13 protein-coding genes are annotated in these 13,986 nt (G+C 71.4%); 7 read left to right on the forward strand and 6 right to left on the reverse strand.

Going from position 1 to position 13,986, the window contains the following annotated elements; genetic code table 11:
* Positions 1-14: 14 nt before the first annotated feature.
* Together ACFVX6_RS05090 and ACFVX6_RS05095 are read right to left on the reverse strand one after the other, a co-directional pair.
* A complete protein-coding gene (locus ACFVX6_RS05090) occupies positions 15-299 on the reverse strand; it encodes a chaplin (protein WP_250738105.1) in 285 nt (94 codons plus the stop codon).
* Between the two features lie 171 nt (positions 300-470).
* Positions 471-869 carry a hypothetical protein gene (locus ACFVX6_RS05095; protein ID WP_389688082.1) on the reverse strand — a complete coding sequence of 133 codons (399 nt, stop codon included), beginning with the start codon at positions 867-869 and terminating at the stop codon, positions 471-473.
* 105 nt (positions 870-974) lie between these two features.
* Here ACFVX6_RS05095 and ACFVX6_RS05100 point away from each other — a divergent pair, with 105 nt between their 5' ends.
* Positions 975-2,447 carry a carboxylesterase/lipase family protein gene (locus ACFVX6_RS05100; protein ID WP_389688084.1) on the forward strand — a complete coding sequence of 491 codons (1,473 nt, stop codon included), beginning with the start codon at positions 975-977 and terminating at the stop codon, positions 2,445-2,447.
* On the opposite strand, the gene ACFVX6_RS05105 is transcribed toward ACFVX6_RS05100, so the two are convergent.
* Positions 2,425-3,588 carry an alpha/beta hydrolase gene (locus ACFVX6_RS05105; protein ID WP_389688086.1) on the reverse strand — a complete coding sequence of 388 codons (1,164 nt, stop codon included), beginning with the start codon at positions 3,586-3,588 and terminating at the stop codon, positions 2,425-2,427. The two genes, ACFVX6_RS05100 and ACFVX6_RS05105, sit on opposite strands and share 23 nt — an antisense overlap.
* A gap of 262 nt (positions 3,589-3,850) precedes the next feature.
* Here ACFVX6_RS05105 and ACFVX6_RS05110 point away from each other — a divergent pair, with 262 nt between their 5' ends.
* Together ACFVX6_RS05110 and ACFVX6_RS05115 are read left to right on the forward strand one after the other, a co-directional pair.
* Complete coding sequence (locus tag ACFVX6_RS05110; protein WP_389688088.1) at positions 3,851-4,732, forward strand: alkaline phosphatase family protein; 882 nt, start codon at positions 3,851-3,853, stop codon at positions 4,730-4,732.
* Positions 4,733-4,846: 114 nt separating this feature from the next.
* Entirely contained in the window at positions 4,847-5,875 is a 1,029-nt protein-coding gene (locus tag ACFVX6_RS05115; RefSeq protein ID WP_389688090.1) for a TolB family protein, read from the forward strand.
* A gap of 64 nt (positions 5,876-5,939) precedes the next feature.
* On the opposite strand, the gene ACFVX6_RS05120 is transcribed toward ACFVX6_RS05115, so the two are convergent.
* Positions 5,940-6,626, reverse strand: a complete 687-nt coding sequence (locus tag ACFVX6_RS05120; RefSeq protein WP_250738094.1) for a GNAT family N-acetyltransferase — start codon at positions 6,624-6,626, stop codon at positions 5,940-5,942.
* A 140-nt stretch (positions 6,627-6,766) separates the two neighbouring features.
* On the opposite strand from ACFVX6_RS05120, the gene ACFVX6_RS05125 reads away from it, so the two are divergent.
* Positions 6,767-7,573 (forward strand): alpha/beta fold hydrolase, encoded by an 807-nt coding sequence (locus tag ACFVX6_RS05125; RefSeq protein ID WP_389688092.1) that lies wholly within the window; start codon positions 6,767-6,769, stop codon positions 7,571-7,573.
* 124 nt (positions 7,574-7,697) lie between these two features.
* On the opposite strand, the gene ACFVX6_RS05130 is transcribed toward ACFVX6_RS05125, so the two are convergent.
* On the reverse strand, positions 7,698-8,489 hold the full coding sequence (locus tag ACFVX6_RS05130) for a GntR family transcriptional regulator (RefSeq protein ID WP_389688094.1): 792 nt from the start codon (positions 8,487-8,489) through the stop codon (positions 7,698-7,700).
* Between the two features lie 176 nt (positions 8,490-8,665).
* On the opposite strand from ACFVX6_RS05130, the gene ACFVX6_RS05135 reads away from it, so the two are divergent.
* The 3 genes from ACFVX6_RS05135 (at position 8,666) to ACFVX6_RS05145 (ending at position 11,858) form a co-directional block, all read left to right on the forward strand.
* Positions 8,666-9,919 (forward strand): PTS transporter subunit EIIC, encoded by a 1,254-nt coding sequence (locus ACFVX6_RS05135; protein WP_389688096.1) that lies wholly within the window; start codon positions 8,666-8,668, stop codon positions 9,917-9,919.
* 144 nt (positions 9,920-10,063) lie between these two features.
* A complete protein-coding gene (locus tag ACFVX6_RS05140; RefSeq protein WP_389688098.1) occupies positions 10,064-11,116 on the forward strand; it encodes an SIS domain-containing protein in 1,053 nt (350 codons plus the stop codon).
* A 43-nt stretch (positions 11,117-11,159) separates the two neighbouring features.
* A complete protein-coding gene (locus ACFVX6_RS05145; protein WP_389688100.1) occupies positions 11,160-11,858 on the forward strand; it encodes a (2Fe-2S)-binding protein in 699 nt (232 codons plus the stop codon).
* 135 nt (positions 11,859-11,993) lie between these two features.
* Here ACFVX6_RS05145 and ACFVX6_RS05150 read toward each other — a convergent pair whose 3' ends face one another.
* Positions 11,994-13,799 (reverse strand): S8 family serine peptidase, encoded by a 1,806-nt coding sequence (locus ACFVX6_RS05150; RefSeq protein ID WP_389688102.1) that lies wholly within the window; start codon positions 13,797-13,799, stop codon positions 11,994-11,996.
* Positions 13,800-13,986 lie beyond the last annotated feature (187 nt).

Consider the following 13,986-nt stretch of genomic DNA (forward strand, 5'->3'; position numbering starts at 1 on the left):
GTTCACCAGGTGATTCAGCCGCCGTAGTTGCCCTCGGTGTGGTGGCCGCCGTCGTGGCCCGAAGCGTTGATGCAGGTGTTGCCGAACGCAGGGTTCAGCAGGCCGATCACGTTGACGGTGTTGCCGCAGACGTTGACCGGGACGTGCACCGGAACCTGGAGCAGGTTGCCCGACAGGACACCGGGGGAGCCGACCGCCGCACCGTGCGCTCCGGCATCGGCAGCCGCCAGACCCGCACCGGCGGCCAGGGCGCTACCGGCGGCAGCGGTGATGACGAATGCCTTCGCGATACGCGACATCAAGATCTCCTAGAGAGGAATGGGGGTGCCGCAGGGAAGAGAAGCTGCGGCGTTTGACATGGCATACAACGCGGAGAGCGCCCAAGGGTCACGGCCGCTGGGCCGCTGGTGATCTCGGATTGCCCGGCGGTCCCGGACCACCTGCCGATTCCGGACCACGAGGATGAGGAACTACGAGCCGGCCGAGAAGCGGGCGGAGGAGAAATAAGGGCGCACCGGCATGACCGCGCCCGGCGCCAGCACCTCCACCGGTGTGCCCACGCAGCCCGGCTCCCGGTACAGGGCCACCGAGCGCCCGGTCTTGTTCGTCACCGCCCGCCCGCCGCCGCCGAGGGCTTCCACGCAGCCCCTGGGGGAGTCGATGCCGTGCGGGCGGTCGTCCGTGCCGAGGTACTGGAAGGCGGGCCCGACGGCCGTCGGGGTGCCGAGGGAGGTGGTCGGGCCGTCGGCCGCGTACGAGCTGCCGCCGGCTGCCGCTCCGGCCGTGGCCGTGGCCGCGAGCAGCAGGACGGGGACCGATCCGGCCCGGACGAGGCTCCGAATGGTGTGGGGGAGAGACAGGGATCGCATGCCCCGCCCAACCCGGCGCGCCGGGGGCGGGGTCACGCCTTGTCACCCCGCGCATGCCTGTGCGACCGTGCGACCGGCACCGAGCCCCGACCCCAGGAGGACGAGATGGCCGCAGCGGCGAGGGAGACCCCGGACCGGTCCCGCCCCCGGGTCCGGACCGTCTTCGGCGAGGTCGAGGGCAGGATCGGGCCGGGCGGCATCGCCGTCTTCCGGGGCATCCCCTACGCCGCCCCGCCCGTCGGAGCCCGCCGGTTCGCCGTGCCCGAGCCGCCCGAGGCCTGGGAGGGCGTACGCGACGCGGGGGCGTACGGCCCCACCGCACCCAAGGTGCCCTACCCCGAGGCGTTCGCCGCGCTGCTGCCGGACCCGGAGGTCCCCGGGGACGACTGCCTGAACCTCAACGTGTGGACCCCGGACCGGGCGCCGTCGACCCCGCTGCCGGTCATGGTGTGGATCCACGGCGGCGCCCTCACCCGCGGCTCCTCGGCCGTGCCCGTCTACGAGGGCTCCGCCTTCGCCCGCGACGGGGTGGTGCTCGTCTCCGTCAACTACCGCCTGGGCGTCCTCGGCTACGGCCTCTTCCCCGACGCCCCCGCCAACCGCGGGCTGCTCGACCAGATCGCCGCCCTGGCCTGGGTGCGGGACAACATCGCAGCCTTCGGCGGCGACCCCGCCCGGGTCACCGTCTTCGGCGAGTCCGCCGGTGCCATCAGCATCGGCGCCCTGCTCGCCGCACCCCGCGCCGCGGGCCTCTTCCGGCAGGCCGTCCTGCAGAGCGGCGCCCCCGAGGTGCTGCCGCGGGACCGGGTGCGCGCCATGGTACGGCGGATGGCCGCCCTGCTGAAGGTCCCCGCCACCGCCGAAGCCTTCGCCGGGGCCGCCCTGCCCGATCTGCTCGCCGCCCAGGCGGCCGTCCTGCGCCGCTCGTCCCCGCTGCTCGGCGGCCCCGCCTTCGGCCTGGTCGCGGACCCCGAGACGCTGCCGCTCGATCCGCTCGAAGCGGCGGCCGCGCGGGGCGACGTACCGCTGCTGCTGGGCTGGACCGCCGAAGAGCACCGGCTCTGGCTGGCCCCGACCGGCACGATGCGGCTGCTGGACCGGCTGGGGCCGCTGTCCGTGGCCCTGGGCCGGATCCGCTCCGGCAAGGACCGGGCCGCCGTACGGGCCCTGCGCGCCGAGCGGCCCGGGGCGGGACCGGCCGACCTCCTCGGCCACCTGCTCACCGACCGGCTGCTGCGCGATCCGCTGCGCGCGCTGGCGGGCGCGGCCGGGCGGAGCGCGCCGAGCTTCGTGTACGAGTTCGCGTGGCCTTCCGGGGTACCGGGCCTCGGGTCCTGCCACGCCCTGGAGCTGGGCTTCGTCTTCGACACCCTCGACGTACCCGAGGCTTCCTGGCTGGCGGGGCCGGACGCCCCGCGGGAGCTGGCCGAGGAGATGCACGCGGCCTGGGTGCGCTTCGCCGTCGACGGTGACCCGGGCTGGGCGCCCTGGAACGGCGACGGCCCGCCGAAGGTGTTCGGCGGGCCGGGGCGCGAGCAGCCGGTGAGCGCGACTGCTACTCGACTGGTCCTTCCATGACCTTGCTGATGAACTGGATCGGCCCCTCGCCCATGTTGGGCACGTAGGTCTTGGCGTTGTGCCGGCCGTCCTGGATGATCTTCAGGTCGGTGTGGATCGGCCCCTTGCCGTAGGCGGCGATGAACTTCTGCACGTTCGGCAGGGTGTTCTTGTTGCTCTCGTTGGTGCCGACCTGGAAGGCCAGGTAGACGTCCGGGCTGCCCTTCTTGTCGATCAGCGCCTTGGCGAGCAGCTCGGGGTTGTTCTCCGCCTTCTCCTTGTCGTGGCCCGTCCACAGGGAGGAGTCGGGGACGATGTCGGGGCCGGAGCAGATCGCGGCCTTGAACTTGTCCGGGTGCTTCAGCACGGCCTTCAGGCTGGCGAAGCCGCCGGTGGAGGAACCCATGTAGGCCCAGCCGTCACGGGACTTGACCGTGCGGAAGTTCTCCCGCATCAGGTCCGGGACGTCGTCGGTCAGCCAGGTGCCCATCTTGGGCTGGCCCGGGATGTCGGAGCCGTCCCAGTAGATGCCCTTGTCGTCCGGGCCCGGGTTCAGCACCGGCATGGCGAGGATGAAGGGCTTGCTCTTGCCCTCGGTGTACCACTTGCTGATGCTGGTCTGGAGGCCCAGGTCGGTGCCCATCCAGTAGTTGTTCGGGTAACCGGCGCCGCCGGGCAGCGCGATCATGACCGGGAAGCCGCTCTTGGCGAACTTCGGGTCGTTGTACTCCTTGGGCGCCCACACCCAGACCTTGCCCTTGAAACCGGACTTCTTGCCGTTCAGCGTGGTGACGGCGACGTGCGTGCCGTCGGGCAGGGTCATCGAGTTCTTGAAGTCGGCCGCCGGGCCCGTGGGCATCGACATCTTCGAGTGCGGCGGCGGGGTGACCGCCGCTCCACCGGTGTCGCCGCCGGCGGAACCGGACGGCGGCAATTGCCCGAAGGAGACGGAGTCGCCCTTGTCGGTGAAGGGCGGTATCTCGTAGTGGCTCATCACGAGCGAGGCGACGGCCGCGAGCGCGAGGACGGAGGCACCCGCGATCACCCACCGCCGGACCCGGGACGGCCGGCGCGGCTCCTCGGGCTGCGGAGGGCGGTACTGGTGCTGGTAGGGCCCTTCCGAGCGGTACGGCTGCTGCTGTCCGTCGGGTGAGTGCGACATGTGCGGTTGCTCTCCGGCTGGTGCTGCCCCGTGGGGGCGGGGTTGGACTGCTTTCGATCGAAAGATGAGCGTACGTGCTCACGGGTTCCCGATTTTTACGTCTCTTGGTGTTCCGAAGGGGAGCACGTTGCCCGGCGCGAAAAGGCTCTGCGGAGTTCCCGATCTGTTCGCCGAGTAGCCCTGGCCTCTGCACATGCCGCTCGGTACGGTACCTCCGCGCCGCCCTCAGCCCCCCTGCCCGGAGGTAACTTCCGTGTTCGGCATGTCCCTTTTACGATCCCGCCGCAAGACCGCCCTCGCCACCGCCCTGGGCGTCACTGCCGCCGGCACCGCGCTGTGGGCGGGCATCGGTGCCGCCCAGCCCGCGCACGCGGCCGGTCTGCCCACACCCGACCACATAGTCGTCGTGGTCTTCGAGAACCACGCCTACAGCCAGGTCATCGGCAGCTCCAGCGCCCCGTACATCAACTCCCTGAAGGCCGGGGGAGCCAACCTCACCAAGTCGTACGGCATCACGCACCCGAGCCAGCCCAACTACATGCAGCTTTTCTCGGGCTCGAACCAGGGCGTGACCGGCGACAGCTGCTACACGCCGGGCTTCAGCTCCGCGCCCAACCTGGCCTCTGAGCTGATCGCCGCGGGCAAGACCTGGGCCAGCTACAACGAGGGGCTGCCCAGCCAGGGTTCCACCACCTGCTCCAGCGGCAAGTACGCGCGCAAGCACAACCCCTGGTTCGCGTTCTCCAACGTGCCCACCTCCACGGCGAAGACCATGACGCAGTTCCCCACGGACTTCACCACCCTGCCCCAGGTGTCCTTCGTCGTCCCGGACCTCTGCAACGACATGCACGACTGCTCCGTCGGCACCGGAGACACCTGGCTCAAGAACAAGATCAAGGCGTACGCGGACTGGGCCAAGACCCACAACAGCCTGCTCGTCGTCACCTTCGACGAGGACAACCGGCTGGCCGGGAACAAGATCCCGACCGTGCTCTACGGCCAGTCCGTGACCCCCGGCTCCAGCACCTCCACCACCTACAACCACTACGACGTGCTGCGCACCCTGGAGGGCCTGTCCGGTCTGACCACCCACGCCGGAAACGCGGCCACCGCCAAGGACATCACGGGGATCTGGACGTCCTGACCGCGCCCTGACCGAGCCGTGACCGCGTCCTGACCGCGTCCCGACCGGGTCGGACACCGCCGGCGCGCCGGTCTCGCGCCTCCCCCCCCGTAGCCTCCGAAAGGGCCTCCACCCATGCCCCTCCAGCGCCGGATCCTGATCCTCGTCTCCGCCGTCGTGCTGCTCGCCGCCATCGGGGCGCTCGCCGTCGTACGGGCCTCCTCGCGCGCCGAGGAGAAGAACCGGGTCCAGGCCGGCGGGCCGCCCATCAACCGCGGCGAGGTCTCCCTCGCCGCGGGTGACGGCGGTCGGCGGATCGTCTTCCGGAACATGGCCTGGGGGCCGCACCGCGACGAGCTCGCCACCGCGGCGGCCGGCGCGCCCGAAGGTCCGCGCACCGCCTCCGGGATCAGCTGCCTGCGCTTCCACGCGGCCGCCGGCACGGGGGTCTGCCTCCAGGCCGACAAGGGCGGGGTGCAGGACGGCTACAAGGCGGTGGTCCTCGACGCCCGACTGAAGGAGGTCGCCACCCGCCCGCTGGCGGGCATCCCGACCCGGGCCAGGGTCTCGCCCGGCGGCCACCTGGTCGCCTGGACGGTCTTCGTGGGCGGGGATTCGTACGCCGGTACGAACTTCTCGACCCGGACCTCCCTGCTGGACCTGCGCAGCGGGACGTACGACGCCTCGCTGGAGGACTTCACCATCCACAAGGACGGCAAGACGTACCGCAACGCGGACGTCAACTTCTGGGGGGTCACCTTCGCCGCCGACGAACGGACCTTCTACGCGACGCTCGCCACCGGCGGTCAGACCCACCTGGTCCGCGGCGACCTCGCGGCGCGCACGGTGACCACGCTGCGCGAGAACCTGGAATGCCCGTCCCTGTCGCCCGACGGGACCCGGCTGGTGTTCAAGAAGAGGGTGCCGGGCCTGTCGCCGGACGCGCCGTGGCGGCTGTACGTCCTGGACCTCGCCACGATGGCCGAGGCTCCGCTCGCCGAGGAGCGCAGCGTCGACGACCAGGTGGTGTGGACCGACGACAAGACCGTCGTCTACTCGCTGCCCGGTGACTTCGGCGCCGACCTGTACTCCCTGCCCGCCGACGGCGGCGGGGCCCCGGCCCGGCTGATGACCTCGGCCCTCGCCCCCGCCTTCCTCGGCTGACACCGGGAGGAGGGGGCGGGGCAGGAGCCAGGGGCAGGGCGTCCGGGGTCTCGGAGAAGGACCGTTACGCCGGGATGAGCGTCTTGCGGCGCCGCTTGCGCTGCGCCGCGGCCGACAGCCGCAGCTCGATGACCGACCGCACGGTCGGCCACTCCTCGTCGAGGATCGAGTAGAAGGCCGTACTGCGCACGGCGCCGTCCAGGCCCCGCGAATGGGCCCGGCGGACCCCCTCGCTGGTGAACCCGAGCCGCTCCATCGCGGCGCGCGAGCGTCCGTTGCGGGCGTCCGCGCGCAGCGAGATCCGCCGGACCCCCCAGGTCTCGAAGGCATGGCGGAGCATGAGCAGCTTCGCCTCGGTGTTGATGCCGGTGCCCTGGGCCGCGGGGGACAGCCAGGTGTTGCCGATCTCGGCGGCGTCGGGGATCGCCGTTGCCGGATCGCCGAACGGGACCCCCGGCACGGCGGGCCACACCAGCGGCCCCTGCCAGTAGTCGAGTTCCAGGAACCGGGTCGAACCGACCACCCGACCGTCGGTGGCTCTGACCACCGCGAACGGGAGCGATCGACCCGCCGCCTGATCGGCGAGGGCACGGTCGATGTACTCGTGTGACGCCTGCAACCCGTGAGGTACGGGAGTGAAGGCGTAAGTCGTACGATCCTCGGCCCCGGCCAGGGCCAAGGCCTCGGTGTGGTGGGGGGCGAGGGGCTCAAGCCGCACGGAGCGGCCGGCGAGGAGTACGGGTACGGGCACGGAGCCTTCGGTCCTTCTGGGCGGTGGGGTGGTTGCACAGTCTGCGTCCCTGACGTCGCCCCCCGTGCAAAACACGGGTGAAAGGCAACGGGCTGTCAGGTGAACGCGAGTGGCTCAATGTAGCCCCTTAGGGTCCTCTCATGAACCCCCAAATTGGCAATGGCGTGACACTCTTTTTCGAGGACTTGGGTCCCCGCGACGGAGCCCCTGTAATCCTGATCCACGGACATCCGTTCAACCACTCGATGTGGGCCCCCCAGACGGCCGCACTGACCACGGCCGGTTACCGCGTGATCACCCCTGACCTGCGGGGATACGGGCAAAGTCCGGTGCTGCCGGGCAAAACGCTGCTCGCGGACGTTGCCGACGATCTCGCCGATCTGCTCGACCGTCTGGACGTCGAACAGGCGGTCGTCGGCGGTGTGTCCATGGGCGGCCAGATCGCCATGGAGATGCGGTTGCGCCACCCGGGCCGAGTGCGGGCCCTCGTCCTCTCCGACACTTCCTCTCCGCCGGAAACGGAGGAAGGCAAAACCTTCCGCCGGAACCTTGCCGAGCGGCTCCTCGCGGAGGGAATGAAGCCCTATACCGACGAGGTCATCGACAAGATGCTCGCGCCGTACAACGTGACCGGGATGCCGGAGGTCGCGGCCAAGGTCACCGGGATGATGTACGCCACCGACCCCGAGGGAGCGGCCGCCGCCCTGCGCGGGCGGGCCGAGCGACCCGACTACGCGCCCGTGCTCGCGGCGCTGCCGGCCGAGGTGCCCTGCCTGATCGTGGTCGGCCGCGACGACGTCTACACCCCGGTCGCCGAGGCCGAGTCCCTGCACGCACTGGTACCGCACTCGGTGCTCGCCGTGGTGGAGCAGGCCGGGCACCTGCCGGGCGTGGAACAGCCGGAGGCTTTCAACCGGGCACTGCTGGGGTTCCTCGCGGGCATCTGACCGACGCACGCGCGCCCCGGACGGGCGGACGACCGCCCGTCCGGGGCTTTCGGCTGTCCGACGGGTGACGAACGGGGCTCCCGGAGGGTGCCGAACGGGGCTACCGCGCGTAGGACGGGCGGTGTCAGTCTGTCTGCAGGGTGGTGCGCAGCCGGTAGCGGTCCCCGCTGTACTCCACCGTGGACAGCAGCAGCGGCCGCTGCTGCTTGGTGTACACCGTCTGGTCGAGTACGAGTACGGGCGCGCCCTCGGCGATGCCCAGGTGGCCGGCGAGCTCCCCGTCGGCGTTGCGCGCCTCGATGGTGGCCTCGGCGCGGTCGGGTTCGACGCCCCAGCGGCGCAGTTCCTCGAAGAGGGAGGTCTCGCGGAAGTCGGTACGGGTGAGGTCGGGCGCGAGTTCGGCGACGACCAGGGTCCGGTCGACGGCGATCCGGACGTCGTTGAGCAGCCGGACCCGCTCCAGGCGCAGCAGCGGGGTGCCGGCGGGCACGTCGAGGCGGTCGGCGTCGTCCAGGGACGCGGTGACGGTGTCGTGGCGCAGGACCACTGAGCTGGCGCGCATGTGCTTGCGCCGTGCGGTGGCGGTGAAGGACTCCAGGTCCTTGGGCCATTCGCGGGCGGGCGCGGGCGCCACCGGCGCCGCGACGAACCAGCCGCGCCCGTGGGACGCGGTGACCAGGTCCTGTTCGACGAGGTGGGCGAGCGCGCGGCGCAGGGTGACGCGGGAGACGTCCAGCCGGGTGCACAGCTCGCGCTCGGGCGGCAGCTTGCTGCCCTCGGACAGGCCGCGGCGGGCGATCTCCTCGCGGATGCGGTCCGCGGCCTGGGCCCACAGGGGGTCCGCGGCGCGGGCGTTCGCCCCGCGGGCATGCGCCGCGATCGGGGAGGCGTCGGCGAGGGCGGCGTCGTCGGTCATGTACCGAACGATACCACTTGCTACCACTTCGACTGGCTTCCGCCCTGGGGGAGTCGGGACCTAAGCCCTCGTCTTGATATTTTCTGTAAGACCACAAGAAACCACCGTTGACCAATTCAAAACCACTGGCTACCTTCGAGTCGTCCCCACCACCCCGCTCGACGAGGAGTCCCGAGATGAGTACGGCCACAGTCCCGGCCACCGCGCCGGTCGCCGGCAAGAAGCCGGGCCGGATCATGCCGGTCATGCAGCGCATCGGCCGCAGCCTGATGCTGCCCGTGGCCACGCTCCCGGCCGCGGCCCTGCTGACCCGCCTCGGCGGCGCCGACCTGCTGGGCCGCGAGAACTTCCCGATGGTCATCCAGAAGCTCGCGATGGTCATGGCGGCGGCCGGTGACACCGTCTTCGCCCATCTGCCGCTGCTCTTCGCGGTCGGCGTGGCCATCGGCTTCGCCAAGAAGTCGGACGGCTCCACCGCACTGGCGGCCGTGGTCGGCTACCTGGTCTTCAAGGCCGTACTCGCCAGCCCCGCCTTCCCCAAGGGCGTGGACGGCGAACCCCTCGACGCCAAGGTCCTCGGCGGCATCGTGATGGGCCTGGTCGCGGCCCTCCTCTACCAGCGCTTCAGCCGGACCAAGCTGCCCGAGTGGCTCGGCTTCTTCGGCGGCCGCCGGCTCGTGCCCATCCTCAGCGCCTTCGCGGGCGTCGGCATGGGAGTGGTATTCGGAGTGGTCTGGCCGACCGTCGGCGGCTGGTTCTTCCACTTCGGCGAGTGGCTGGTCGGCACCGGCGCCTGGGGCGCGGGCCTCTTCGGCCTCGTCGTCCGGGCCCTCATCCCGATCGGGATGCACCACTTCTTCTCGGTCTTCCCCTGGTTCGAGGCGGGCAGCTTCGTCAACCCGGCCACCGGCACCGAGGTGCACGGAGACATCGCCCGCTTCCTCGCCGGCGACCCGACCGCGGGCCAGTTCATGACCGGCGGCTTCCCGATCTACATGTTCGCGCTCCCGGCCGCCGCCATGGCCATCGCGCACACCGCACGCCCCGAGAACCGCGTCATGGTCAAGGGCATGATGATCTCCGTCGCCCTGACCTCCTTCGTCACCGGCGTGACCGAGCCCATCGAGTTCGCCTTCATGTTCGTGGCCCCGCTGCTCTACGCGATCCACGCCTTCCTCTTCGGCGTCTCGATGGCCGTCTGCTACGCCCTCGGCATCCGGGACGGCTTCGGCTTCTCCTCCGGCGCCATCGACTACATCGTGAACTTCGGCATCGCCACCAAGCCCTGGATGCTCATCCCGATCGGCCTGGCCTTCGCCGCCATCTACTACGTGCTCTTCCGCTGGGCGATCGTGAAGTTCGACCTCCCCACCCCGGGCCGCGAACGGGACGAGGAAGGCAAGCCGCTCACCAAGGCCGACGCCTCCTGAGCCCCGAGCCGGCGGCCCCGCCGACCGGCCCTGCTTCCCCCGACCGACCCACCGGCCGCGCGCCGACCGACCGCCCCGCACGCCCCCGCCCGCCCGAACCGGCGGGGGCCCGCGACCCCCAGACTTCGCTAAGGACCCCCCACCATGTCCGGATCCCGCATCACGTTCCTCGAAGGCCAGGCCGACCAGGGCGCAGCCCTCGCCCGGATCGCCGACCGCGTCCGCACCCAGCTCGCCTCTCCGGAGCTCGCCGGGCTGCGTGCCGCCGAGCGCCCCCTGTTCACCGGCATCGGAGCCTCGTACGCCGCCCTCGCCGTCCCCGTACAGCAGCTCCGCGAGGCCGGCATCGTCACCCAGCGCGTGCTGTCCAGCGAGATCGAGACCGGCACCGCCGGCTTCGACACCGACTGCCTGATCGCCGTCTCCCAGGGCGGCCGCAGCTCCGAGACGATCGCCGCCTTCGAGTGCGCCGCCCCCGGCATCACGAAGACCTCGCTGCTCAACGTGGTCCCCTCGCCGCTCGGCGACCTCGCCGACCTCACCGTGGACCTCGGCAACGAGCCCGACTCGTACGCCTCGACCATCGGCTACACCGGCACCATCGTCGCCCTCGATCTGATCGCCGGGGCCGTTGCGGGCCGTGACGGCGACCCGTGGGGCGAGATCGCCGAGCAGACCACCGCGGTCCACTCGCAGGCCACCGCCATCGTGGCGGGCCTGCGGGAGCGCGGCGCCCGCTGCATCGCCTCCGACGGCGTGGCGGCCGGAGCCTCCCGGGCCTCCGCCGAGGAGGGCGCGCTGTTGCTCCGCGAGGTGGTGCGGATGACCGCGGCCCACTCGGCGACCCGCAACTACCTGCACGGTGAGATGGAGTCGGCGGGCAACACCCTCCACCTCGTCTACGGCGACGGCCGCGAGATCGAGCTGGCCCGCTCGCTGGCGGGTGCCGGCCACCTCACGCTCCTGATGACCACGGCCGAGGTGGAGCCGGCGGACAGCCTGTCGGTCGTCCGCCTGCCCGAGGTCGCGGACGCGGTCCGGGTGGTCTTGGAGACGGTGGTCTTGCAGGAGCTGGTGGCCCAGCTCAGCGCCGAGCGGGACGTTCCGATCGAGTCCTTCGTCTTCGCCAACGACGACACCAAGCAGGGCGGCCTCGACATGTCCGACTTCGAGGTCGCGGCCTTCACCCAGGCGTAGCCCGCCGGTCCGGCGCCGCCCGGTGCGGTGAGATCATCGGCAGATGGATACGGAGCCCGGGATGGACGGCGTACTGCGGCAGTTGGGCTCCGTCGGCCCCTTCTTCACCGTGGCGTACGGGAAAGAGCCGCCCGGCCCCGGTTTCCGGCCGCTCGACGAGCTGTACGGGGAGCGGCTCGGAGCCTACGTGGGGGAGGTCGGCCGGCGCATCGGGAGCGGACCCGGGCGGGTGGCGGCTTCGACCGCGCAGTTCGGGATCGCCTCGCGGCTCTGGTCGCTCGGGCTCGGCTGCGCCGTGCTCGCCGGGCGGGTGCCGGACCTCGGACCCGGCCGCCTGTGGTGGCGGCTGCCCGGGGCGGGGTCCCTGGAGCTGTGGCTGCCCGAGCCCGCCGAATTCCCCGGGGAGACCCCGGCGCGGGCCCTCGCGGACACGGTGCTCGGCCACCTCGCGGTGCTCGACACGGCGCTGCGCGAGCGGTTCGGCGTCTCGCCGCTGGTGCTGCGCGGCAACGCCGGCTCCGGGCTGGTCGGCGCCGTCCGGGTGCTCACGGACCGGGTGCCGGGGGAAGCGGCGGCCTCGCTCGCCGCCGGACTGCTCGCCGACGGCGGCCCGCTCGGCGGGAGCGGCACCTTCGTCCACGAACCCGGCCTCGGGGTGGCCTTCGTACGCCGCAGCTGCTGCCTGTACTACAAGGTGCCGGGCGGCGGGCTCTGCGGGGACTGCGTGCTGCGGACCAAGTAGGCCGCGACGGGCCCGAGGGGCCGCCGAGGTGCGGTAGGGGCCGCTGAGATGCTGCGAGGGGCCACCGAGGTGCGGCGTACCGCTCCCCGATGGCCCCCGTGGCGCCACTGATCGGAAGGCCGGAGGGCCCGAAGATCAGAAGGTCAGGTTCCAGGCGTCGATCTTGCCGGTGTCCTGGCTGGCGTTGTCGTTCACGCGCAGCGTCCAGACACCGTTGGCGACCTCGGTGGAGGCGTTGACGGTGAAGGTCTGGACGATGTTGTCCGCACTGCCGCCGGTCCGGTTGCTCAGGACGTAGACGGAGCCGTCCGGAGCCACGAGGTCGACCTTGAGGTCACCGATGTAGGTGTGCTTGATGTCCACGCCCACCTTGAGGGTGGCCGGCGCGTTGCCGGTCACTCCGCTGACGGTGATGGCACTGTTCACGGTCGCGTTGTCGGCGATCGCGACGTCGGTGAGGTTCTCGAAGTACTTGCCGGGGGGCGGGGTCGAGCCGCCGACCGCCTTCAGTGCGTCGACCTGGCCCTCGCCGAAGAACCCGTTGTTGGCCGTGGTCCCCTTGCAGCGGGTGTCCGACGGGCAGGCGGTGTCGTTGGCCTGAGTGGCCAGCGCCGTGCGGATCTGGGCCGGGGTGAAGGCCGGGTTGGCACTGGCGATGAGCGCCGCGACGCCCACGACGTGCGGAGTGGCCATCGACGTACCGCTCTTGGTGCTGTAACCGCCGCCCGGAGCCGTGGAGTAGACGTTGCTGCCCGGCGCCGCGACGTCGATGACGCCCTGGCCGAAGTTGGAGAACGAGGCCTTGGTGGTTCCGGTGCCGTTGGCCGCGACCGTGACCACGCCCGGGAGCTCGGTCGGGATGTCGAGGCAGGCGTTGGTGATGGTCCGGGTGGTCGGCGTCGAGTCGTTGGGGCTCGCCGAGTCCGTGGTCTTGTTGGCGAGGTCGTAGTTCTCGTTGCCCGCCGCGGCGACCTGGAGCGAGCCCTTGCTCTCCGCGTACTCCTGGGCGCGCTTGACGCCCTCGATGATCGCGGCCTGGTCGATGTTGTCCGGGCAGTTGAACTGCCACGGGTCCGTGTAATAGCTGTTGTTGGTGACCTTGAACCCGTGGTCGCCCGACCACACGAAGGCGCAGATGGTGTTCTCGGCGAAGAACAGCGAGGTGCCCGGCTCGGCCACGCGGACCGAGGAGATCTTCACGCCCGGGGCCACGCCGACGACGCCCTTGCCGTTCTTGGCGGCGGCCACGCTGCCGGCCACGTGCGTGCCGTGGGTGTCCACGTCGCGCCAGGCGCCGACCCGGGTGTCCGCCTTGCCGTAGGCGCAGGAGGCGGAGTCCGCGGCGTTGAAGTTCGGCGCCAGGTCCTGGTGCTGGTCGTCGACGCCGGTGTCCAGGATGCCGACCTTGACGGAGGCCGAACCGGTGGTCACGGCCCAGGCCTGGTCGGCCTTGATCTGGCTCATGTCGGCGCGCACGGGCTCGCCCGTGGGGGTCGTCGACTGGGACGGGTTGGCGGGCAGCGCCGGGTTGTAGGCGTCGGCCGGTACGTCCGAGGTGCGCGTCGCGCCGACCTTCTGGACCCCGCTGACCCCGCGCATGGTGGCGGCGAAGGTCGAGGAGGTCGAGTGGGCGACGATCACGCCGATCTGGTCGTAGTACGAGAAGACCGTGCCGCCGTTCGACGTGATGGCGGAACGGACCGCGGAGCTGTCACCGGCAGCGGTGATCACCACGTAGGCGCGGGTGCCGGCAGCCCAGGTCGCACTCTGGGAAGTCGGCGCCGGGGCCTGGGCCTTGGCGGGGGCGGAGGTGCCGGGGATGCCGGCCGGGGAGACCGGCGCCGTGCCGGCGAGCGCGGCCGGTGCCCCGAAGGCCAGGGCGCCCAGGGCGGCCGCCAGTACGAGGGTGCGTCGAGGTCGGCTGGATATGTGGGGTATCAATGCGTCCTCCGAAGACGGCCCTGCGGTGCGGGTGGCACCTACCGGGCCGTACGAAACGAGTGGTGGACGCAAGATGTCAGAAGCGTGCCCCGATATGGAAGTACCTTTTACAGCTAGACGGTTCATCCGATCTTGGCTGAAAAATGACTCCCGCCCGAGGTGTCGGGACCGGCCGGGCTGGGCACCG

Origin of the sequence: Streptomyces sp. NPDC058289 (assembly GCF_042880975.1) — a bacterium.
Classification (GTDB): Bacteria; Actinomycetota; Actinomycetes; order Streptomycetales; family Streptomycetaceae; genus Streptomyces; species Streptomyces stoeckheimensis.